Source organism: Pseudomonas sp. LBUM1676 (assembly GCF_059695605.1).
In genome coordinates this window covers 6,760,760-6,783,158 of record NZ_CP166777.1, presented here as the reverse complement: position 1 = coordinate 6,783,158, position 22,399 = coordinate 6,760,760, and the positions used below count along the sequence as shown (strand labels likewise).

20 protein-coding genes are annotated in these 22,399 nt (G+C 60.3%); 14 read left to right on the top strand and 6 right to left on the bottom strand.

All coding sequences use genetic code 11. The annotated features are described in order from the left end of the window. Nucleotides 1-101 precede the first annotated feature (101 nt). Entirely contained in the window at nt 102-1,526 is a 1,425-nt protein-coding gene (gene aspA / locus ACA041_RS31450; protein ID WP_010465341.1) for an aspartate ammonia-lyase, read from the bottom strand. 180 nt (nt 1,527-1,706) lie between these two features. Here aspA and ACA041_RS31445 point away from each other — a divergent pair, with 180 nt between their 5' ends. The 5 genes from ACA041_RS31445 to ACA041_RS31425 all read left to right on the top strand — a co-directional run bounded on the left by ACA041_RS31445 (nt 1,707) and on the right by ACA041_RS31425 (nt 5,520). Continuing rightward, nucleotides 1,707-2,624 (top strand): LysR substrate-binding domain-containing protein, encoded by a 918-nt coding sequence (locus ACA041_RS31445; protein ID WP_497439279.1) that lies wholly within the window; start codon nt 1,707-1,709, stop codon nt 2,622-2,624. Between the two features lie 332 nt (nt 2,625-2,956). After that, nucleotides 2,957-3,448 (top strand): 5-(carboxyamino)imidazole ribonucleotide mutase, encoded by a 492-nt coding sequence (purE, locus tag ACA041_RS31440; RefSeq protein ID WP_017341565.1) that lies wholly within the window; start codon nt 2,957-2,959, stop codon nt 3,446-3,448. 11 nt (nt 3,449-3,459) lie between these two features. Beyond that, nucleotides 3,460-4,542: a 5-(carboxyamino)imidazole ribonucleotide synthase gene (locus ACA041_RS31435; protein WP_497439278.1), complete on the top strand. Its 1,083-nt coding sequence runs from the start codon at nt 3,460-3,462 to the stop codon at nt 4,540-4,542. A 107-nt stretch (nt 4,543-4,649) separates the two neighbouring features. Continuing rightward, entirely contained in the window at nt 4,650-4,895 is a 246-nt protein-coding gene (locus ACA041_RS31430) for a GlsB/YeaQ/YmgE family stress response membrane protein (protein ID WP_462010746.1), read from the top strand. Nucleotides 4,896-4,983: 88 nt separating this feature from the next. Further along, entirely contained in the window at nt 4,984-5,520 is a 537-nt protein-coding gene (locus ACA041_RS31425) for a DUF3299 domain-containing protein (RefSeq protein ID WP_497439277.1), read from the top strand. A 132-nt stretch (nt 5,521-5,652) separates the two neighbouring features. On the opposite strand, the gene ACA041_RS31420 is transcribed toward ACA041_RS31425, so the two are convergent. Then, the gene (locus ACA041_RS31420) at nt 5,653-6,552 is read right to left on the bottom strand and encodes a D-hexose-6-phosphate mutarotase (RefSeq protein ID WP_497439276.1); all 900 of its coding nucleotides are present in this window, start codon (nt 6,550-6,552) and stop codon (nt 5,653-5,655) included. A gap of 72 nt (nt 6,553-6,624) precedes the next feature. Further along, complete coding sequence (locus ACA041_RS31415; protein WP_007896491.1) at nt 6,625-7,029, bottom strand: acyl-CoA thioesterase; 405 nt, start codon at nt 7,027-7,029, stop codon at nt 6,625-6,627. Nucleotides 7,030-7,394: 365 nt separating this feature from the next. On the opposite strand from ACA041_RS31415, the gene ACA041_RS31410 reads away from it, so the two are divergent. The 8 genes from ACA041_RS31410 to ACA041_RS31375 all read left to right on the top strand — a co-directional run bounded on the left by ACA041_RS31410 (nt 7,395) and on the right by ACA041_RS31375 (nt 18,174). Next, nucleotides 7,395-8,693, top strand: coding sequence for an MFS transporter (locus ACA041_RS31410; protein ID WP_497439275.1), 1,299 nt, complete (start codon nt 7,395-7,397; stop codon nt 8,691-8,693). 232 nt (nt 8,694-8,925) lie between these two features. Then, complete coding sequence (locus ACA041_RS31405; protein WP_497439274.1) at nt 8,926-9,924, top strand: phosphate ABC transporter substrate-binding protein PstS; 999 nt, start codon at nt 8,926-8,928, stop codon at nt 9,922-9,924. Nucleotides 9,925-10,410: 486 nt separating this feature from the next. Then, on the top strand, nt 10,411-12,444 hold the full coding sequence (locus ACA041_RS31400) for an ABC transporter permease subunit (RefSeq protein WP_497442206.1): 2,034 nt from the start codon (nt 10,411-10,413) through the stop codon (nt 12,442-12,444). 15 nt (nt 12,445-12,459) lie between these two features. Beyond that, complete coding sequence (gene pstA, locus ACA041_RS31395; protein ID WP_497439273.1) at nt 12,460-14,130, top strand: phosphate ABC transporter permease PstA; 1,671 nt, start codon at nt 12,460-12,462, stop codon at nt 14,128-14,130. A 143-nt stretch (nt 14,131-14,273) separates the two neighbouring features. Then, nucleotides 14,274-15,107 carry a phosphate ABC transporter ATP-binding protein PstB gene (gene pstB, locus ACA041_RS31390; protein WP_010465315.1) on the top strand — a complete coding sequence of 278 codons (834 nt, stop codon included), beginning with the start codon at nt 14,274-14,276 and terminating at the stop codon, nt 15,105-15,107. Nucleotides 15,108-15,178: 71 nt separating this feature from the next. Continuing rightward, complete coding sequence (gene phoU / locus ACA041_RS31385) at nt 15,179-15,940, top strand: phosphate signaling complex protein PhoU (RefSeq protein WP_497439272.1); 762 nt, start codon at nt 15,179-15,181, stop codon at nt 15,938-15,940. A 200-nt stretch (nt 15,941-16,140) separates the two neighbouring features. Next, a complete protein-coding gene (locus ACA041_RS31380; RefSeq protein ID WP_497439271.1) occupies nt 16,141-17,061 on the top strand; it encodes a response regulator in 921 nt (306 codons plus the stop codon). Nucleotides 17,062-17,277: 216 nt separating this feature from the next. Further along, nucleotides 17,278-18,174 (top strand): peptidoglycan DD-metalloendopeptidase family protein, encoded by an 897-nt coding sequence (locus ACA041_RS31375; protein ID WP_497439270.1) that lies wholly within the window; start codon nt 17,278-17,280, stop codon nt 18,172-18,174. Nucleotides 18,175-18,289: 115 nt separating this feature from the next. Here the strand turns inward: ACA041_RS31375 and ACA041_RS31370 are convergent, their stop codons facing one another. The 3 genes from ACA041_RS31370 to phoB all read right to left on the bottom strand — a co-directional run bounded on the left by ACA041_RS31370 (nt 18,290) and on the right by phoB (nt 21,809). Then, nucleotides 18,290-19,630: a hemolysin family protein gene (locus ACA041_RS31370; RefSeq protein WP_497439269.1), complete on the bottom strand. Its 1,341-nt coding sequence runs from the start codon at nt 19,628-19,630 to the stop codon at nt 18,290-18,292. 122 nt (nt 19,631-19,752) lie between these two features. Beyond that, nucleotides 19,753-21,075, bottom strand: coding sequence for a phosphate regulon sensor histidine kinase PhoR (gene phoR / locus ACA041_RS31365; protein WP_497439268.1), 1,323 nt, complete (start codon nt 21,073-21,075; stop codon nt 19,753-19,755). A gap of 44 nt (nt 21,076-21,119) precedes the next feature. Continuing rightward, the gene (phoB, locus tag ACA041_RS31360; RefSeq protein ID WP_497439267.1) at nt 21,120-21,809 is read right to left on the bottom strand and encodes a phosphate regulon transcriptional regulator PhoB; all 690 of its coding nucleotides are present in this window, start codon (nt 21,807-21,809) and stop codon (nt 21,120-21,122) included. A 152-nt stretch (nt 21,810-21,961) separates the two neighbouring features. Between phoB and ACA041_RS31355 the strand changes: the two genes are divergently transcribed. Further along, nucleotides 21,962-22,348: a COG4315 family predicted lipoprotein gene (locus ACA041_RS31355; RefSeq protein ID WP_497439266.1), complete on the top strand. Its 387-nt coding sequence runs from the start codon at nt 21,962-21,964 to the stop codon at nt 22,346-22,348. Nucleotides 22,349-22,399 lie beyond the last annotated feature (51 nt).

Here is a 22,399-nt window from a genome sequence, read left to right as displayed (position 1 = left end):
GTTAAAAAAAAGGGCCTGGGGAATAAATCCCCAAGCCCTCAAAAGGTGAGAGGTGTCTAGTCCCTCGACCTGGTGAGCGGTGCTACTGGTAACGTGTCGGTTCAGGCTTTAAGCGGAACCAGACGCGGAGCAATCATGTTTTCCGGGCGCAGGATGTCGGCGAGCATTTCGTCGTCGAGCAAGCCTTCTTCGCGCACCAGTTCCAGCACGCCGCGGCCGCTTTCGAGGGCGATACGGGCGATGCGGGTGGCGTTTTCATAGCCGATGTACGGGTTCAGCGCGGTGACCAGGCCGATCGAATGTTCGACCAGCTCGCGGCAGCGCTCTTCGTTGGCGGTGATGCCGACGATGCAGTGCTCGCGCAGCATGTCCATGGCGCGTTGCAGCAGGCGGATCGAGTCGAAGATCTTGAACGCGATCAGCGGCTCCATCACGTTCAGTTGCAACTGGCCGCCTTCGGCCGCGATGGTCAGGGCCAGGTCGTTGCCGATGATCTGAAACGCTACCTGGTTCACGGCTTCCGGGATCACCGGGTTGACCTTGCCTGGCATGATCGAGCTGCCTGGCTGACGCGCCGGCAGGTTGATTTCGTTGATGCCGGTGCGTGGGCCGCTGGACAGCAGGCGCAGGTCGTTGCAGATCTTCGACAGCTTGACCGCGGTGCGCTTGAGCATGCCGGAGAACAGCACGAAGGCGCCCATGTCGGAGGTGGCTTCGATCAGGTCGGCGGCTGGAACCAGCGGTTGACCGCTGATCAGGGCCAGGCGCTGAACGGCCAGGTGCTGGTAACGCGGATCTGCGTTGATGCCGGTACCGATCGCGGTGCCGCCCAGGTTCACTTCGGTCAGCAGTTCAGGTGCCAGTGTTTTCAGACGTGCCAGGTCTTCGCTCAACGTGGTGGCGAAAGCGCGGAATTCTTGACCCAGGGTCATCGGAACGGCGTCTTGCAGCTGGGTACGGCCCATCTTCAGGACGTGGCTGAACTCAACACCCTTGGCGGCGAACGCCTGGATCAGGCTGTCGAGGCTGGCCAGCAGCGCGTCGTGACCCAGCAGCAGACCCAGGCGGATCGCGGTCGGGTAGGCGTCGTTGGTCGACTGCGCCATGTTCACGTCATTGTTCGGGTGCAGGTATTGGTATTCACCCTTCTGGTGACCCATGGCCTCCAGCGCGATGTTGGCGATGACTTCGTTGGCATTCATGTTGGTCGAAGTGCCAGCGCCGCCTTGAATCATGTCCACCACGAACTCTTCGTGGAAATCGCCGCGGATCAGACGGGCACAGGCTTCGCTGATGGCAGCGTGCTTGGCTTCGCTCAGGTGACCCAGCTCGCGGTTGGCGTCAGCGGCGGCCTGTTTGACCATCGCCAGACCGACAACCAGCTTCGGGTAATGCGAAATCGGAACGCCGGAGAGACGGAAGTTGTTCACCGCTCGCAGGGTCTGGATGCCGTAATACGCTTGAGCAGGTACTTCGAGTACGCCAAGCAGGTCTTTTTCTGTGCGGAAAGATGCAGCGGAGGACATGATAGAAATCATCTCGATAAGGACCCGGTCTATGCCGGAACACTGCAAATGCTAGGCTTGTGAAGCATTTTGGGCCAATGCTGTTAAACACTGGCCTATGCATATTCGGCATAATGACGATGTGACGCCGTGTGTGCGGCGAGCGTGTGACCTATTTTGGTGCGTGTCCGGGAGGGCGTGATGAATCTGGAAAGTAAATGGCTTGAGGACTTCAGTGCCCTGGCGGCCACCCGCAGCTTCTCCCAGGCTGCCGAGCGCCGCTTCGTGACCCAGCCGGCCTTCAGTCGGCGAATCCGCAGCCTGGAAGCGGCGCTCGGACTGACGTTGGTCAACCGTTCGCGCACGCCGGTCGAGCTGACAGCGGCGGGGCAGCTCTTCCTGGTTACCGCGCGCACGGTGGTCGAGCAGCTTGGTGAAGTGCTGCGTCATCTGCATCACCTGGAAGGCGGGCAGGGCGAGGTAATGCAGGTTGCGGCCGCTCACTCGTTGGCGCTGGGTTTTTTTCCACGGTGGATCGCGCAGTTGCGTAACGAGGGCTTGAACATTGCTACGCGGCTGGTGGCGACTAACGTGGGTGACGCGGTGCATGCTCTGCGTGAAGGGGGCTGTGACCTGATGTTGGCGTTCTATGACCCGGACGCTGCAATGCAGATGGATCCGGAGATTTTCCCGTCGCTGCACCTGGGCAATACCGAAATGTTGCCGGTTTGCGCGGCCGATGCCGAGGGTAAACCGCTGTTTGATCTGGAAGGCGAAGGCAGTGTGCCGCTGCTCGCCTACAGCGCCGGTGCATTTCTCGGGCGCTCGGTGAACCTGCTGCTGCGTCAGCGGGCGTTGCGCTTTACCACTATTTACGAAACTGCCATGGCCGATAGCCTCAAAAGCATGGCGCTGGAAGGGCTGGGTATCGCCTGGGTTCCGCAGCTCAGCGTGCGCGCTGAACTGGCGCGCGGTGAGCTGGTGGTGTGCGGCGGCCCGCAATGGCATGTGCCACTGGAGATCCGCCTGTATCGCTGCGCGCTGGTGCGTAAGGCGAATGTGCGGTTGCTGTGGCGCAAGCTTGAGGGTGGCGCAGCGCAAGGTACGACCGGTTCCTGAGACCACTGAAGATCAAATGTGGGAGCGAGCTTGCTCGCGATGGCGGACGAACATTCAACATCGATGGTGGCTGACCCAACGCCATCGCGAGCAAGCTCGCTCCCACAGGGGAACGGTGTTGTATTTGACTGACTCTTAAGTCAATAAAACCGGCACTTTGCGCCGTATGACAGATGGTCGTTTCAGGGGCTGTTTATCTGCTTCATTGAGGTATACTGCGCGGCCTTCGGCCGGTTTCCCCCGGCCTTAATTCGTACAATCAAGCCACGCATATTGCGTGGCTTGTTGTTTTTTGACGCGCCTGCGGGCGCCCAGAGAGAAGAGGCACGACGATGAGCGCACTGGTTGGCGTGATCATGGGCTCCAAGTCCGATTGGTCCACCCTTAGCCACACCGCCGATATGCTGGAAAAGCTCGGCATTCCTTACGAGGTGAAAGTGGTCTCTGCCCACCGCACCCCGGACCTGCTATTCCAGTACGCCGAAGAGGCCGAGGCGCGGGGCATCGAGGTGATCATCGCCGGTGCCGGTGGCGCGGCCCACTTGCCGGGCATGTGCGCGGCCAAGACCCACCTGCCCGTGCTGGGTGTGCCGGTGCAGTCGTCGATGCTCTCGGGTGTCGATTCGCTGCTGTCTATCGTGCAGATGCCAGCGGGCATTCCGGTCGCCACCCTGGCCATCGGCAAGGCCGGCGCGATCAATGCAGCGCTGCTGTCGGCGAGCATCCTCGGTGCCAAGCACCCGCAGTTCCACGCGGTGCTGAAAACTTTCCGTGCTGAGCAGACAGACAGCGTCCTGGAAAATCCAGACCCACGCATCGCCTGAGGTTGTTGACGATGAAGATCGGTGTAATCGGTGGCGGCCAGTTGGGTCGCATGTTGGCGCTGGCGGGCACTCCGCTGGGCATGAACTTCGCTTTCCTCGACCCGGCGCCGGATGCTTGCGCAGCCGCACTGGGCGAACACCTGCGGGCCGATTACGGCGATCAGGATCACCTGCGTCAGCTGGCCGATGAAGTCGATCTGGTGACCTTCGAATTTGAAAGCGTCCCGGCCGAAACCGTGGCCTTCCTGTCGCAATTCGTCCCGGTCTACCCGAGCGCCGAAGCCCTGCGCATCGCCCGTGATCGCTGGTTCGAAAAGAGCATGTTCAAGGACCTGGGGATTCCTACCCCGGCGTTCGCCGACATTCAATCGCAAGCCGATCTGGACGCTGCCGTGGCTTCCATCGGTCTGCCGGCCGTGCTGAAAACCCGCACCCTGGGTTATGACGGCAAGGGCCAGAAAGTCTTGCGCAAACCTGAGGATGTGGTTGGCACTTTCGCTGAATTAGGTAGCGTGGCCTGCCTGCTGGAAGGCTTCGTGCCGTTCACCGGTGAAGTCTCATTGATCGCCGTGCGTGCTCGCGATGGCGAAACCCGGTTCTATCCGCTGGTGCACAACACCCACGACAGCGGCATTCTGAAACTGTCCGTGGCCAGTACCGATCACCCGTTGCAAGCCCTGGCTGAAGACTACTCCAGCCGCGTGCTCAAGCAGCTGAATTATGTCGGCGTGATGGCGTTCGAGTTTTTCGAAGTCGACGGTGGCCTCAAGGCCAACGAGATCGCCCCCCGCGTGCACAATTCCGGGCACTGGACCACCGAAGGCGCCGAGTGCAGCCAGTTCGAAAACCACCTGCGGGCCGTTGCCGGTCTGCCGCTGGGTTCGACGGCAAAGGTCGGCGAGAGCGCGATGCTCAACTTCATCGGTAAAGTGCCGGATACCGAAAAAGTCCTGGCGATTGCCGATTGCCATCTGCATCACTATGGCAAAGCGTTCAAGGTCGGCCGCAAGGTCGGTCACGCCAATCTGCGTTGTGCAGACCGCGACACGCTGGCCGCGCAGATCCTCAAGGTCGAAGCGCTCATCGCCGAATAAACAGTTTCCTGTGGCAGCGGCGGAACCATTCAAGGGCCGCAGTTCTCTCATGGCAGGATGCCAAAGTCTGACTAGGCTTCATAGCTAACTAATCAGAGGGAAATGACATGGGAATTATCGGAACCATCTTTATCGGCTTGATCGTCGGCCTGCTGGCTCGGTTCCTGAAACCGGGTGATGACAGCATGGGCTGGATCATGACCATCCTGCTCGGTATCGGCGGTTCGCTGGCGGCCACTTACGGCGGCCAGGCTCTGGGGTTCTACCACGCTGGCGAAGGCGCAGGTTTCCTTGGCGCGCTGGTGGGTGCCGTGATATTGCTGGTGATCTACGGCTTGATCAAAAAGAATTGATTCAGGCGACAAAGCCCTCTCTGCTGCGCAGCCGGGGAGGGCTAGAATGCTCGGCGTCATACAGTCCTGTCCCTAACCGAGCACCTCCATGCGCCGTCTTTTGCTGACTTTCCTGTTACTGGGTGCGGGCCTTGCCCATGCCGGCGAACTGCCGGAAACCGACTGGCTCGACCTGATGCCCAAGTCAGACCAGAACGCCCTCGAGGCCATGCCCGAAATCGATCACGATTCTCCCGAAGCCAATGGCACCTTTACCGAAAAGGGTGGCATGAAGCAGAGCAAGGGTTTGCCGGCGGTGATGTACTCGACCAAAACCGTGCCGTCGATGAACGACAAGAACATCCGCCTCGGCGGCTATCCGGTGCCGCTGGAATCCGACGCCAAGGGTCGCAGCACGCTGTTCTTCCTCGTGCCCTATCCGGGCGCCTGCATCCACGTACCGCCACCGCCGCCTAACCAGTTGGTGCTGGTGCGCTATCCGAAGGGGTTGAAGCTGGATGATATCTATACGCCGCTGTGGGTGACGGGCACGCTGAAGATCGAGAAGGTCACCAACGACCTGGCTGACGCGGCGTATGCGCTGGATGCGGCGAAAGTGCGGGTGGTGGAGGAGTCGGATCTGTAACAGCACCCGTTGGCTCGATACAAAAACCTGTGGGAGCGAGCTTGCTCGCGATGAGGTCGTAACATTCAGCATCTATGTTGACTGTTATGCCGCCATCGCGAGCAAGCTCGCTCCCACATTGGTTTTGCGGTGTTACAGCGGTTTGCTGGCAATGCTCACACCGAGGGTATGGCACGCACCCGGCGCCAGCGTCACCACATCATCCATCACATTCGCTGTCTCGATGCACAGCATCTTCTGCCAGCCATCGTCGGCCATGTCGCTGAACGCCGCGGCGCGATCGATCCACGGGTTCCAGATCACCGCCGAGCGCGAACCGCTGCTGGTCAGCTCGATGCGCCGTTCCCAGGCCGGGTCGACAATGCTCAGCTTCGCCGGAGTATTGAGGTAAATGCGATCGGTCTCGCCGGTGAAACCCAGGTCGCCGGCCTGAGTGGCGGTTTTCCAGTCATCCAGCGTCTCGATGTAACTCAAGCCATCCAGCCCTTCGACATGCACGTTGCGCACATCGCTGACCGCGAAATAGCTGTGCAGCGCCTGGCTGATGGTGACTTTATCGGTGCCCTGGTTGTGGCTGGTCAGGCTGATGTGCAACTGCTCATCGAGACGGATGCTCAGCTTCAAATCGACCTGATGCGGCCAGCCTGGCAGGCCACCTTCGGGGCAGGGCAGGAAAAACTCGACTTTGAGGCTCTCGCCTTCAGCTTCGATGCCGCCCAGTTCCCAGTCGATCGCCCGGACCAGCCCGTGGGCGGTTGGCGGCTCGCTGCTGACGCGCATCGTCTGGACACTCTGCGGGTTGCGCGACAGATTGCCGAACCACGGCCAGCACACGGGCACGCCCGCGCGGATACTTTTGCCGGTCTTGAACACGGCCTCGTCGTTGAGCCAGATCAGCGGCGGCTCGCCGGCCAACTGATAACTGAGAATGTGCGCGCCTTGCTGGGCCACCAGTAATTCGGCCTGCCCGTGGCGAATGCGCCAGCAGTTCAGTTCATCCAGTTTCACGGCTTCAACGTTGGGCGTTGTCATGGAACAGCTCTCGATCAGGAACAATGACTACTATGGACCGCGAAAAGGTCGCCGTGTTTGACGAGGCCCGTTTTAACGGGCCCGGGGCGGAACCGAACGGGTGCGGCCGCTGCCGTCGATGGCGACGAACACGAACACCGCTTCGGTCACTTTACGCCATTCGCTGGACAGCGGATCGTCGCTCCAGACCTCGACCATCATCTGGATCGAGCTGCGGCCGATTTCCAGTGCCTGGGTATAGAAGGAGAGCTGAGCGCCCACCGCCACCGGGACCAGGAATGCCATGCGGTCGATCGCCACGGTAGCCACGCGACCGCCTGCGACTTTACTGGCCATTGCGGTGCCGGCCAAATCCATCTGTGCCACCAGCCAGCCGCCAAAAATATCGCCAAAGCCGTTGGTTTCGCGGGGAAGCGCGGTGATTTGCAGGGCCAGGTCGCCTTGCGGGATTGGATCTTCTTGTTCGAGCTCTATCATGCCGGGGGTGCCTCTGACCCGTAACTCTCATTGGTACTTCAAGGTGAATAGCCGTCTCAAGGAAAAACGATTCAGCCCCGAACATACTACGTTCGTCATGTTTTTCGTAAGGCGCCTAAAGGGAAACTCTGCGAAATCGCCTATGAACCCCGGCAGGCGTTTTCGCACAGCAACCCTTGCAAGTTGTTGCAGGATTGCGAGTATATCGATCGGTAGACTCCGAGACGACCGTCTGGTTCTCATTTTGACCGTCAAATACGCACATCCATGTGCTTTTTCGAACAATTTGCTATCGTGCCGAACCTGCCCAAGCCTCCGCCAGCGTTGTTGGGGTTGCAGATCCGACTATAAGAGAAGCCCTTGCCATGACCACAGCGCCTTCGAGCATTGCGCAGCCGAGCCAACCTGCACGTCCGTTGACCCGCAGCGACTACAAGACTTTATCGCTGTCTGCCCTGGGCGGCGCGCTGGAGTTCTACGACTTCATCATCTTCGTGTTCTTCGCCACGGTGGTCGGCAAGCTGTTTTTCCCGGCCGACATGCCGGAATGGCTGCGCCTGATGCAGACCTTCGGTATCTTCGCCGCCGGCTATCTGGCACGGCCGCTGGGCGGCATCGTCATGGCGCACTTCGGCGACCTGCTGGGTCGCAAGAAAATGTTTACCCTGAGCATCTTCATGATGGCGGTGCCGACCCTGATCATGGGCTTGTTGCCGACTTACGCGCAGATCGGCATGTGGGCGCCGATCCTGTTGCTGCTGATGCGGGTGATTCAGGGGGCGGCGATTGGCGGTGAAGTGCCGGGCGCCTGGGTATTCGTTTCCGAACACGTTCCCCAGCGACACATCGGCTACGCCTGCGGCACCCTGACCAGCGGTCTGACGGCGGGTATCCTGCTGGGGTCGTTGGTCGCCACGGCGATCAACGGCGTCTATACCCCGGTGGAAGTCGCCGATTACGCCTGGCGGATCCCGTTCCTGCTGGGCGGCGTGTTCGGCCTGTTCTCGGTTTACCTGCGCCGCTGGCTGCACGAGACCCCAGTGTTCGCCGAGCTGCAACTGCGCAAGGCCCTGGCTGAAGAAGTGCCGCTGCGCGCGGTGTTGCGCGACCATCGCGGCGCGATCCTGATTTCCATGCTGCTGACCTGGCTGCTGTCCGCCGCCATCGTCGTGCTGATCCTGATGACGCCGACCGTGCTGCAGACGGTGTACCACTTCTCGCCGACCACGGCGCTGCAAGCCAATAGCCTGGCGATCGTGTTCCTGAGCTTTGGCTGCATCATTGCCGGCGCACTGTCGGATCGCTTCGGCGCAGGCCGGGTCTTCGTGTTCGGCTGTACGGCGCTATTGCTCAGCTCCTGGACCTTCTACCACAGCCTGGCCGCGCATCCCGACTGGCTTTTCCCGCTGTATGCCCTGACCGGCCTGCTGGTCGGCACCATCGGCGCCGTGCCCTACGTCATGGTCAAAGCCTTCCCGCCCGTGGTGCGCTTCAGTGGCCTGTCGTTTTCCTACAACGTCGCCTACGCCATCTTCGGCGGCCTGACGCCGATGATCGTCAGCCTGCTGCTCAAGGAAAGCCCGATGGGGCCGGCCTATTACGTGGCGGTACTTTGCGGTGTGGGGATTGTGGTGGGGGCGTATCTTTGGAAGAAGGGGCGCTGATCCCGAAATTGTCTGCAGCTGTACCGGCCCCAATCGCTAGCAGGCTAGCTCCCACATTGAAATGCATTCCAATGTGGGAGCTAGCCTGCTAGCGATTGGGGCGCATGAATTATCCGGTAAGAACTCGAATGCTGGCCTTTCATCCAATTGTCATATTTCAGCCATAGAGTGTTCACACGGCCTGCTGATACTTGGCCCCGACTTAACACACCCTATCTGCTAGGAGTAAGGCATGAAACTGAAGCGTTTGATGGCGGCAATGACTTTTGTCGCTGCTGGCGTTGCGACTGCCAACGCGGTTGCCGCTGTTGACCCTGCGATCCCGAGCTACGCCAAGACCACTGGTGTGTCGGGCAACCTGTCCAGCGTCGGCTCCGATACCCTGGCCAACCTCATGACCCTGTGGGCTGAGAACTACAAAAAAGAATACCCGAACGTCAACATCCAGATTCAGGCCGCCGGTTCCTCTACCGCGCCACCTGCGCTGACTGAAGGCACCGCTAACCTGGGCCCGATGAGCCGCAAGATGAAGGACAACGAGCTGCAGGCCTTCGAAACCAAATATGGCTACAAGCCAACCGCTATTCCGGTTGCCGTGGATGCCCTGGCCGTGTTCGTGCACAAGGACAACCCGATCCAGCACATGACCATGGAACAGGTCGATGCGATTTTCTCTTCGACTCGTCTGTGCGGTGCTAAAACCGACGTAAAAACCTGGGGCGACCTGGGAGTGACCGGCGATCTGGCGAACAAGCCGGTTCAACTGTTCGGTCGTAACTCGGTATCCGGCACTTACGGTTACTTCAAGGAAGAAGCCTTGTGCAAAGGTGACTTCAAGCCAAACGTGAACGAACAGCCAGGCTCGGCCTCGGTTGTGCAATCGATCAGTTCTTCGCTGAACGGCGTCGGTTACTCGGGCATTGGCTACAAGACCGCCAGCGTGAAAACAGTGGCTCTGGCCAAGAAAGGCAGCACTGAGTTCATCGAAGACACCGAAGAAAACGCCCTGAACGGCAAGTACCCGCTGTCGCGCTTCCTCTACGTCTACGTCAACAAAGCCCCGAACAAGCCTCTGGCCCCGCTGGAAGCCGAGTTCGTGAAGCTGATTCTGTCCAAGCAGGGTCAGGAAGTCGTGGTGAAAGACGGCTACATCCCGCTGCCAGCCAAGGTTGCTGCAAAAGCACTGGCTGACCTGGGTCTGCAGGAAGGTAGCAACGTAGCAAAAAAGTAAAACCCTGATCCGGGGCTAGCCCCGGATCAGTAGGAGCGAAGCTTGCTCGCGAAAGCGGTTGTTCAGTCAGCATTGATGTTGAATGTAATGACGCCTTTGCGAGCAAGCTTCGCTCCTACAAGTGCCGGCACGCCGGCCCCCCAAATTTTTGATCCACTGCCAGTTAACGCTGGCGGCGGATTTGTTGCGTCACTGCATTGTCATCTTTCTGTCATACAGGATCGCTAGGGTGTGCGAATGAATGATCTGGCCAATTCCCCCATGACTACAAATCCCCCCAAGCGAATTGACTTCAATACGCCTGAGTTGCAACGCAAGCGCCGTATTCGTGCGCTCAAGGATCGCCTGACCCGCTGGTACGTCCTCGTTGGCGGCCTTGCCGTTCTCGGCGCGATCACGCTGATCTTCTTTTTCCTCGGTTATGTCGTTGCACCGCTGTTCCAAGGGGCCGACCTGACCGCCCAGGACGCCATCACCCCTGCCTGGATGCAAGACGCCGGCAAGCCGTTGATGATTTCCCTGGAAGAGCAGAACCAGGTCGCCCTGCGGGTTTCCGATAAAGGCCAGGCGCTGTTTTTCGACATCGACAGTGGTGCCGAACTCAGACGCGTCGATTTGCCGATTCCGGCAGGCAGTCATGTGACGAGTATCGGTGAAGACCAGCCCGGTCATCCGCTGGTAGCGGTGGGTTATTCCAATGGCCAGGCCCTGGTCTTCCGTCACACTTATAAAGTCAGCTACCCGGACGGCAAGAAGACCATCTCGCCGGCTATCGAATACCCGTACGGCGAAACCCCGATCACGCTGAACGAGGCGGGCGGTGCGCTGGAGCACGTCAGCCTCAACGCCACCGATACGACGCTGATGCTGGTCGGTTCCACCGGTTCGCAGCTCAATGTCCTGTCGCTGACCAGCGAAGAAAACATGATGACCGGTGAAATCACCAGCGAGCAGAAGCGCATCGACCTGCCGCAGATGACCGAGCCGGTGAAGAACATCTTCGTCGACCCGCGTCAGCAATGGCTGTACGTGATTAACGGTCGGGCCCAGGCCGACGTGTTCAGCCTGCGCGACAAGAGCCTCAACGGTCGCTACAAGTTGCTCGAAAACGGCGACGCCGAGATTACTGCCAGCACCCAATTGGTGGGCGGTATCTCACTGATCCTTGGCGATTCGAAAGGTGGTCTGGCCCAGTGGTTCATGGCTCGTGACCCGGACGGCGAACTGCGCCTGAAACAGATCCGCAGCTTCCAGATGGGCACCACACCTATCGTTGAGATCACTGCCGAAGAACGTCGCAAAGGGTTCATTGCCCTCGATGCCTCCGGCAAGCTCGGGGTGTTCCACAGCACCGCGCACCGCACCTTGCTGGTGGATCAAGTGGTCGAAGGCCAAGGGGTCTTTGGTCTCTCGCCACGGGCCAACCGGTTGATCGTGGAAGCCGGCGGCAAGCTTCAACCGCTGCTGCTCGACAACCCGCACCCGGAAGTGTCCTGGAGCGCGTTGTGGAGCAAGGTCTGGTACGAGAACTACGACGAGCCCAAATACGTCTGGCAATCGACCGCCGCCAACTCCGATTTCGAACCCAAGCTGAGCCTGTCGCCGCTGACCTTCGGCACCCTGAAGGCCGCGTTCTACGCGATGTTGCTGGCCGCGCCACTGGCTGTGGCCGCGGCGATCTACACCGCCTACTTCATGGCCCCGGGCATGCGCCGCAAGGTCAAGCCGGTGATCGAGCTGATGGAAGCGATGCCGACAGTGATCCTCGGTTTCTTCGCCGGTCTGTTCCTCGCGCCTTATGTGGAAGGGCACTTGCCGGGTATCTTCAGCCTGCTGATGCTCTTGCCGATCGGCATTCTGGTAGCGGGCTTCGTCTTCAGCCGCCTGCCTGAGTCCATCCGCCTGAAAGTGCCTGACGGCTGGGAAAGTGCGATTCTGATCCCGGTTATCCTGTTCGTCGGCTGGTTGTCGCTGTACATGAGCCCGTACATGGAAACCTGGTTCTTCGGCGGCGACATGCGCATGTGGATCTCCCACGACCTGGGCATCACCTACGACCAGCGCAACGCATTGGTGGTCGGCTTGGCCATGGGCTTCGCGGTAATCCCGAACATCTACTCCATTGCCGAAGACGCCGTGTTCAGCGTGCCACGCGGCCTGACCCTCGGCTCCCTGGCGCTTGGCGCCACGCCGTGGCAGACCATGACGCGTGTGGTGATCCTGACCGCCAGCCCGGGCATCTTCTCGGCGCTGATGATCGGCATGGGCCGTGCGGTCGGTGAAACCATGATCGTGCTGATGGCCACCGGCAACACCCCGGTCATGGAAATGAACCTGTTCGAAGGCCTGCGCACCCTGGCCGCCAACGTCGCGGTGGAAATGCCCGAATCGGAAGTCGGCGGCAGCCACTACCGCGTGCTGTTCCTCTCGGCGCTGGTGCTGCTGTTGTTCACCTTCGTCATGAACACCCTCGCGGAGCTGATTCGTCAGCGTCTGCGCAAGAAATACTCGTCGCTTTAAGAAAGGTAGAAGTCTGTGAAACAGAACTCCCTGAATGGATGGTTCAAGAGCGGCGCCCCTGGCGTCTGGATCAGCGGTGGCGCGGTGTCCATCGCGGTCATCATGACCATTGGCCTGCTCGCGGTCATTGCCGTGCGCGGTCTGGGTCACTTCTGGCCGGCGGATCTGATCCACGCCAGCTACGATGTGCCGGGCCAGGCTAATCACCTGGTCATCGGCGAAGTGGTGCAGAAAGAACAAGTGCCGCGCGAGCGTCTGAAAAGTGCTGGGCTGCCGGTGCCGGACCAAGGTCCGGAATTCATGACCCGGGAGCTGATCAAGGTCGGCAACCGTGACCTGAACGGCAACGACTTCACCTGGATCGTCGGCGAGTGGCTGACTAACCAGAAGACCCCGCCGGAGTTGATGGCGATCGAGCGTCGCGAGTGGGGCAACTTCTACGGCTACCTGGTCAACGTCAAACAGGACGGCAAGGTCATCGCGCAAGGCGAAGCCGCGTGGCCTGAGTTACAGACCCGTGTGGCTCGCGTCAACGAGCTCGCGGCAGAACTCAAGACCCTGGAGAAGTCCGATATCGGCGCGATCAACGCCGGGCTCGAGCGCATCCGCCTGCACGGTCGCAAACTGGAACTGGCCGGCCAGCTCGACGCCACCGCACAGGCGGACATGGAATCCGAGCGCGCCGAACTGAACGCACGTTACCAGGACATCGAAGCGCGACTCAATGACCTGCATGCGCAGTTCAACCGTGACAGCCTGACGGCCCGCGATGCCAACGGCAAAGAGATCGAAATCAGCATCGGCAAAGTGGTTCACGCCTATCAGCCGAACGCCATGGGCACCTTCACCAAGATCGGCTTCTACTTCAGCAAGGTCTGGGAGTTCCTCAGCGACGACCCGCGTGAAGCGAACACGGAAGGCGGGATCTTCCCGGCGATTTTCGGCACCGTGATGATGACCCTGATCATGGCGATGATCGTGACCCCGTTCGGCGTGCTGGCGGCGGTTTACTTGCGTGAATATGCCAAGCAGAACGCCTTGACGCGGATTATCCGCATCGCGGTGAACAACCTGGCGGGTGTTCCGGCGATCGTGTACGGCGTGTTCGGCCTGGGCTTCTTCGTCTACGTACTCGGCGGCTCGGTCGACCGGTTGTTCTTCCCTGAAGCACTGCCGGCGCCGACTTTCGGTACGCCGGGTCTGCTCTGGGCGTCCCTGACCCTGGCGCTGCTGGCGGTGCCGGTGGTGATCGTGGCCACCGAAGAAGGCCTGGCGCGGATTCCTCGCACCGTACGGGAGGGCTCGTTGGCTCTCGGTGCGACCAAAGCTGAAACCTTGTGGAAGATCGTGCTGCCAATGGCCAGCCCGGCGATGATGACCGGCATGATCCTCGCCGTGGCGCGCGCCGCCGGTGAAGTGGCACCGCTGATGCTGGTGGGTGTGGTGAAACTGGCACCGTCGCTGCCGCTGGATGGCAACTACCCGTATTTGCACCTTGACCAGAAGATCATGCACCTGGGCTTCCATATTTATGACGTCGGCTTCCAGAGCCCGAACGTCGAAGCCGCACGACCGCTGGTGTACGCCACGGCGCTGCTGCTGGTGCTGGTGATCGCGACATTGAACCTGTCGGCCGTTTATATCCGTAACCATCTGCGCGAGAAGTACAAAGCGCTGGATAGCTGATTTGCAGCATTGATTTCTATGTGGGAGCCAGCCTGCTGGCGATTCAGGCACTGCGGTTTAACTCTGAAACCGCGGTGATGCCTTCGCCAGCAGGCTGGCTCCCACAAAAACCGAACCGAATTTGTCAGCACAGGGAGCCTCCCATGCAGCACGAAGCACATACCCACGGCATCAACATGTCTGCCCTGGGCCGCGACAAACAGAGCCTGAGCCTCGAGCAGGAAACCGTTGCCATCGAAGTGCCGGGCCTGAACCTGTTCTACGGCGACAAACAAGCGCTGTACGACGTCAGCCTGAACATCCCGAAACAGCGCGTGACCGCCTTCATCGGCCCGTCCGGCTGCGGCAAGTCCACGCTACTGCGTACCTTCAACCGCATGAACGACCTGGTCGACGGTTGCCGCGTAGAAGGTGAAATCAACCTGTACGGCCACAACATCTACCGCAAGGGAGAAGATGTGGCCGAGCTGCGTCGTCGCGTCGGCATGGTGTTCCAGAAGCCCAACCCGTTTCCGAAGACCATCTATGAAAACGTGGTTTACGGCCTGCGCATCCAGGGCATCAACAAGAAGCGCGTGCTCGACGAAGCCGTTGAATGGGCGTTGAAAGGCGCGGCGCTGTGGGACGAAGTCAAAGACCGCCTGCACGAATCGGCACTGGGCCTGTCCGGTGGTCAGCAGCAACGTCTGGTGATCGCGCGTACCATCGCCGTGGAACCGGAAGTGCTGCTGCTCGACGAACCCTGCTCGGCACTCGACCCGATCTCCACGCTGAAAGTCGAAGAGCTGATCTACGAACTGAAATCGAAGTTCACCATTGTCATCGTGACCCACAACATGCAACAGGCCGCCCGGGTTTCCGACTACACGGCGTTCATGTACATGGGCAAACTGGTGGAGTTCGGTGATACCGATACTTTGTTTACCAATCCGGCGAAGAAGCAAACCGAAGACTACATCACCGGTCGTTACGGCTAGGAAGCCGTGGTTGCTCACTGAACTGACGCTGCGGTCCACCGCACCTTACCGGACGCTCCAAGGACGCCAACATGATTAGTAAAGAAGGCCTTACCCATCACATCTCCGCGCAGTTCAACGCCGAGCTCGAGGAAGTGCGCAGCCACCTCCTGGCCATGGGCGGGCTGGTGGAAAAGCAGGTCAACGACGCGGTCACCGCGCTGATCGAGGCCGACTCCGGCCTGGCCCAGCAGGTTCGCGAGATCGACGACCAGATCAACCAGATGGAACGCAACATCGACGAAGAATGCCTGCGCATTCTGGCCCGTCGTCAACCGGCGGCGTCCGACTTGCGTTTGATCATCAGCATCTCCAAATCGGTGATCGACCTGGAGCGCATCGGTGACGAAGCGACCAAGATCGCCCGTCGCGCCATCCAGTTGTGCGAAGAGGGCGAAGCGCCGCGCGGTTACGTCGAGGTGCGCCACATCGGCGACCAGGTGCGCAACATGGTTCGCGACGCGCTGGACGCCTTTGCCCGTTTTGACGCCGACCTGGCGTTGTCGGTGGCCCAGTACGACAAGATCATCGATCGCGAATACAAGACCGCCCTGCGTGAGCTGGCCACCTACATGATGGAAGACCCACGCTCTATCTCGCGGGTCTTGAGCATTATCTGGGTGCTGCGTTCGCTGGAGCGTATCGGCGACCATGCTCGCAATATCTCGGAGCTGGTCATCTACCTGGTGCGCGGCACCGACGTGCGTCACCTGGGCCTCAAGCGCATGAAAGAAGAAGTTGAAGGAACAAGTGGTGAAACCGCTAATGTTCCTGGTAAAGCTGACGATATGTAAGATTGCCCGAGAAAAACGCCCGGTCCTTTGGCCGGGCGTTTTTGTTTGCGGCTTACCCATTCGAAAGCAGCGCCCCGCGAACGAAAAGTCCCGGCGTGACTGAAATGCTGTTCTGTAGGAGCAAGCTCGCTCCTACAGGTTTTTGGCAATGTGCCGTCAGCCAGTTAGCAGGCTTGCCGGGATTTTTAAAGGGGTGGTGGATGAGTAAGGTCAGTGTGTTGGTCGTGGACGACGCCTCGTTCATTCGTGACCTGGTGAAGAAGTGCCTGCGCAACTACTTCCCGGGCATCCGGATCGAAGAAGCGGTTAACGGCAGGAAAGCTCAGGCCTTGCTGGCGCGGGAGGCGTTCGACCTCGTGCTGTGCGACTGGGAAATGCCGGAGATGTCCGGCCTGGAACTGCTGACCTGGTGCCGCGAGCAGGACAACCTCAAGACCATGCCTTTCGTGATGGTGACCAGTCGTGGCGACAAAGAGAACGTCGTCCAGGCGATTCAGGCCGGCGTTTCCGGCTATGTCAGCAAACCCTTCACCAACGAGCAGTTGTTGACCAAGGTCAAGCAGGCACTGAACAAGGTCGGCAAGCTCGATACCTTGATGAACAGCGCGCCGCCCAAAATGAACTCGGCCTTCGGTAATGATTCCCTGAATGCGTTGACGGGCGGAAAGGCTGCCGTGGTTGCGCCATCGGCCGTCGCCCCTGCTGCTGTGGTGGCTGGCGCAGCGTCTCACGGCCTGCTCAACAGCCCGCCGGTCAAGGTGCCGGCGTCATCAGCGCCCGGCGGCGGTCGTGGCCAGGGCCAACTGCGGCTGCCCAATGGCATTGCGCAGTGTGTGATCAAGGCCCTGAGCCTCAAGGAAGCCCTGCTGGTGGTCAAGCGCACCGACGCCCTGCCGCAAATCCTCGACAGTGCCGTGCTCGACCTGGAGCAGGGCGACAACGCTGAAACCGCTCGCCTCAATGGTTACTTGCACGCCATCGTCGCCCACGAGCAAAAACCCGACAGCGAGTGGTTGCAACTGACGTTTCGTTTTGTTGATCAGGACGTGCAGAAGCTGGACTACATCTCCCGGTTGATCGCGCGGGGGACGGCGCACAAGCATTTCATACCTGGCGCTTGATCTTCGTCGCCTGTCAGTTCGCCTTCGCCGGCAAGCGGTCTCGCTCCCACAAGTGAAATGCATTCCAATGTGGGAGCGAGACCGGCTTGCCGGCGAAGGGGGCCTCATATTCACCGCACATCTTCTGGGTTGCCGATTTTGAAACATCTGCCGACTACCCCGGTCCATTGCACCTGCTAGGCTCCTCCCCAAGCCTTACTCGATAGATTCTCGCCCATGCTCGCGCGCCTGCTGTTTTTCTGTGGTCTTTTCCTGGCCTCCACCTCGGGTGTGGCCATGACGATCTACAAGTCCAAAGACGCCAATGGCGTGGTCTCCTACAGCGACCGCCCCACGAAGGGCGCCCAGGTGTTCGTTTTTCGTGATCGCATGGTCGAGCACCTCGACCGTCAGGTGTACCTCGACATCAAGAAGCTCAAGGGCATGGACAGCGTGTTCGTGCGCAACGACCTGTACGCCCCGGTCGAGGTAGAGTTGAGTTTCGCCGGGTTGAAGAACGTCAGCGGTGCACCGAGCCGGCCGATCCGCCGGGTGATGCCGGCGCGCAGCAACATTCGCCTGGCGCTGCTCACGGCGACGCAAGCGGGAAGGCCGCTGGCGTATACCCCGCAGTTCAAGTATTCCCTGGGCGACCCCTCAGGGACCGCCATGGCTTATCGTTATCCTCTGCCCTGGCGTGGCGGGCCATTTCGCTTGAGTCAGGGCGCCAATGGTCAATACAGTCACTTCGGCGCCAAGAGCCGTTACGCGATGGACATCGCCATGCCTGAAGGCACGCCGATCATCGCGGCGCGTGGCGGGGTGGTGGTGAAAACCGAGAACCGTCAGACCGGGCGCGGCACCGACCCGTCGGGCAATTTCGTGCGGGTGCTGCACGATGACGGGACCATGGGTGTGTACCTGCACCTCAAGCAAGGATCGGTCAGCGTACGGGAAGGTCAGAAAGTGGCGGTGGGCAGTGCGCTGGCCCTATCGGGCAACACCGGTAACAGCAGCGGTCCGCACCTGCATTTTGTGGTGCAACGCAATACCGGGTTGGGGCTGGTGTCGATTCCCTACCAGTTCAATCAGCCGGTGGGGGCGTTGCCCAACTTTGCGTTGGGCAAGCAATGAGGTGTCGTTTGGGCGGACGCCTTCGCGGGCAAGCCTCGCTCCTACAGGTTAATTTACGTATCTGTAGGAGCGAGGCTTGCCCGCGAATGGCGCGACGCCGACCCGGATCAGTCGATCAATCCAGCATCAACACCTTGGCCAGAATGATCTTCGGCCCTTTCATCTTCTTGATGATGATCCGCAACCCTTCGACTTCCAGCACTTCTTCCTCTTCCGGCACCCGTTTCAGGGTTTCGTAGACCAGCCCGGCGAGGGTTTCGGCTTCGATGTGGTCCAGGTCGATCCCCAGCAACCGTTCGACCTTGAACAGCGGCGTATCACCCCGTACCAACAGCTTGCCCGGCTGGTAAGCGAGGATCCCGCGTTCGGCCTTGCGGTGTTCATCCTGAATGTCGCCCACCAGCACTTCCAGCACGTCTTCCATGGTCAGGTAGCCGATGATGTTGCCGTCGGCTTCTTCGACCAGGGCGAAGTGCGAGCCGCCCTTGCGGAACTGCTCCAGCAACTGCGACAGCGGCATGTGCCGCGACACGCGCTCCAGTGGGCGGGTCAGCTCGGCGAGGTTGAACGATTCGGGAATGTGGTCCAGGGCCGCCAGTTCCAGCAGCAGGTCCTTGATGTGCAGCAGGCCGACGAACTCCTGGCTTTCGCTGTCGTACACCGGGTAACGGCTGAACTTGTGGCGACGGAACATCGCCAGGATTTCCTTGAGCGGTGCGTTGAACTCCAGCGTCACCAGGTCTTCCCGGGAGTTGGCCCAGTCGACCACTTCCAGCTCGCCCATTTCCACCGCCGACGCCAGGACGCGCATGCCTTGGTCGCTCGGGTCCTGGCCACGGCTGGAGTGCAGGATCAGCTTCAGTTCTTCACGGCTGTAATGGTGCTCGTGATGCGGGCCGGGTTCACCCTGGCCGGCGATCCGCAGGATGGCGTTGGCGCTGGCGTTGAGCAGGTAAATGGCCGGGTACATGGCCCAGTAGAACAGGTACAGCGGCACCGCCGTCCACAGCGACAGCAGCTCGGGCTTGCGGATGGCCCAGGATTTCGGAGCCAGCTCACCGACCACGATGTGCAGGTACGAAATGATGAAGAATGCCGTGAAGAACGACACGCCCTTGACCACTTCGGCGGACTCTACGCCGGCGGCGCTCAGCACCGGCTCGAGAATGTGCGCGAACGCCGGCTCGCCGACCCAGCCAAGGCCCAGGGAGGCGAGAGTGATACCCAACTGGCAGGCCGAGAGGTAGGCATCGAGCTGACTATGGACGGTGCGCAGAATGTGTCCGCGCCAGCCGTGCTTTTCAGCGATGGATTCAACCCGGGTCGAGCGCAGTTTGACCATGGCGAACTCTGCCGCAACGAAAAAGCCGTTGAGCAAAACCAGGATCAGAGCAAAAAGAATCATGCCGAAATCGGCGAAGAGTGTCGCGAGGGTCAAGCCAGGGGAAGGGTCCATGATGGAGTTTTGCGGGTTCCGTGTATTCGAAAAGGGGTCAATGCGGTGCCTGAAGGGCAGGCACAAGTCAGCCAATGTAGCGGCTGACCAGGTGATTGACTAGTGGCGAGTGCTGGCCGGTATCAGTCGGTGGCACTGATGACCCGGGATTTGCTGACCTGGGCCGGCGCAAAATGGCAGGTAAAGGTGCTGCCATGGCCCGGCACACTGCTGATTTCCATCCGCGCTCGGTGACGCAGCAGCACGTGTTTGACGATTGCCAGTCCCAGGCCTGTGCCGCCTGTGTTGGAGTTGCGGCTGGAGTCGACGCGGTAGAAACGTTCGGTTAGGCGCGGCAGGTGCTTGCTGTCGATGCCGATCCCGGAATCCTGCACGCTCAGGTGTGCGCCTTGCTCATCGCCCCACCAGCGAATGCGGATATTGCCTTCGGCCGGGGTGTATTTCACCGCGTTGAACACCAGGTTGGAAAATGCGCTGCGCAATTCGGCTTCACTGCCCTTGAGCAGGATCGTCGGATCGGCTTCCAGGGTGATCGTTTGATTACGCTGGCCGGACAATTGCTGGGCATCGCTCTTGATCGATTGCAGCAAGCCGTCGATGGCCACCGGCTGGTTATCCGACGGGTAATCGGTGGCTTCCAGTTTGGCCAACAGCAGCAAGTCGTTGAGCAAAGTCTGCATGCGCCCGCCTTGCTGCTGCATTTGCTGCAGGGCACGGGACCAGCGCGGGTTCACTTCCTCGACATTATCGAGCAGGGTTTCCAGGTAACCGCAGATCACCGTCAGCGGCGTGCGCAGTTCGTGGGAGACGTTGGCGATGAAGTCTTTGCGCATCTGCTCCAGCTGGTGGATGCGTGTCACATCACGCACCAGCATCAGGTGTTCGTTGTTGCCATAGCGGGTGATGTACAACTGAATGCGCAGGCGATCATTGATCGGCGACGGGATTTCCAAGGGCTCGGCATAACTGTCCTGCTCGAAGTATTCCTTGAAGCGCGGATGACGCACCAGGTTGGTCACCGGCTGGCCGCTGTCCTGGGGCGTCTTGAGGCCGAGCAGGGTTTCGGCGGCGCGGTTCCACCATTCGAGATTGCCGTCGCTGTCGAGCATGATCACAGCGTCTTTCAAGGCAGCGGTGGATTCCTGGACCCGGTCGATGACCGCTTGCAGGCGCCCGCGCACGCGTTGGTCGCGGCGTTGCAGGTGGTAGATGCTGTCGAACACTTCGCCCCACAGGCCATAGCCATCGGGCGGTGCTTCATCGGGTTTGTGCAGGCGCAGCCATTCGTGCAGGCGCAGCAGTTGCTTGAGGGTCCAGGCCAGGTACAGGCCCAGGCCCGCGGCGAGGCTCCAGCCGTAATAGCCGGAAATCAGGCCGATCACCAGGCAAGCGGTGACCAGCAGCAGCATGTGGCGGATCAGGGTGCCATGCCAGTTTTGGTTCACTTGAAGCGCGTCCTTGTCAGCTTGTCGGGCGGGAAAAATCCGGATCAGGCTTTGGTAGAAAACCGGTAGCCGGTGCCACGCACGGTTTGTACCAGATTTTCATAGGCGTCACCGAGGGCTTTGCGCAGGCGGCGGATATGCACGTCGACGGTGCGTTCCTCGACATAGACGTTGCCGCCCCAGACCTGATCCAGCAGCTGGCCGCGGGTATAGGCGCGTTCCTGGTGAGTCATGAAAAATTGCAACAGACGGTATTCGGTCGGGCCCATCTCGGCGGGTTTGCCATCGATGGTCACGCGGTGGCTGATCGGGTCCAGCAGCAGGCCGCCGATTTCGATCGGCGCTTCACCGTCGGTGGGCCCGGCACGGCGCAGCACCGCCTTCAGGCGCGCCACCAGCTCGCGTGGGGAAAAGGGTTTGGTGATGTAGTCGTCGGCGCCGACTTCCAGGCCCTGGATCTTGTTGTCCTCTTCGCCCTTGGCGGTGAGCATGATGATCGGGATGTCCCCGGTGAGTTCATCACGCTTGAGGCGACGGGCCAGCTCGATGCCGGACGTGCCCGGCAGCATCCAGTCCAGCAGAATCAGGTCCGGCTTGCGGTCGACGATGATGGCGTGGGCCTGCTGCGCGTTCTCCGCCTCCATGCAGTCGTAGCCGGCCATTTCCAACGCAACGGCGATCATTTCGCGAATGGGCGCTTCGTCGTCGACGATCAGAATGCTCCTGCCAACCATGCGTTAATCCTCTTGTCATTTAACTGTCTTGCGCCGCATTAGATAACGGAATTATTGCAGTCGTGTGACAGTATTTTAGTCGCCCGGCGATTGTCATGATCCTGAACTAAGCTCTAAGTCCGAATCCTGACAACCACAAAAGGAAGGTTTCCATGAAGCACATCGCTCAATCCTGGAAGGCTCTGCTGGTCACTGCCGCGCTAGCACTGCCGACCATGGCATTCGCCGAAGACCCCGGCATGGTCAAAGACGGCATGTTGGTCGACCACAAGGGCATGACGTTGTACACCTTCGACAATGACTCGGGCGGCAAGTCGGCTTGCACCGGCAAGTGCGCGGAAAACTGGCCACCGCTGAAAGCCGCTGCGGCCGACAAGGGTGAAGGCAAATGGTCCATCATCAAGCGTGACGATGGCACCATGCAGTGGGCGTTCGACGGCAAGCCGCTGTACTACTTCGTTCAGGACAAGAAGCCAGGAGACATGACAGGCGACAAGAAAATGGACAAGTGGCACGTCCTCCAAGGGCCGAAGATGTAGCTTTCTGCAGGAGCGAGCTTGCTCGCGATGAACGTGAACGATGACGCGGGC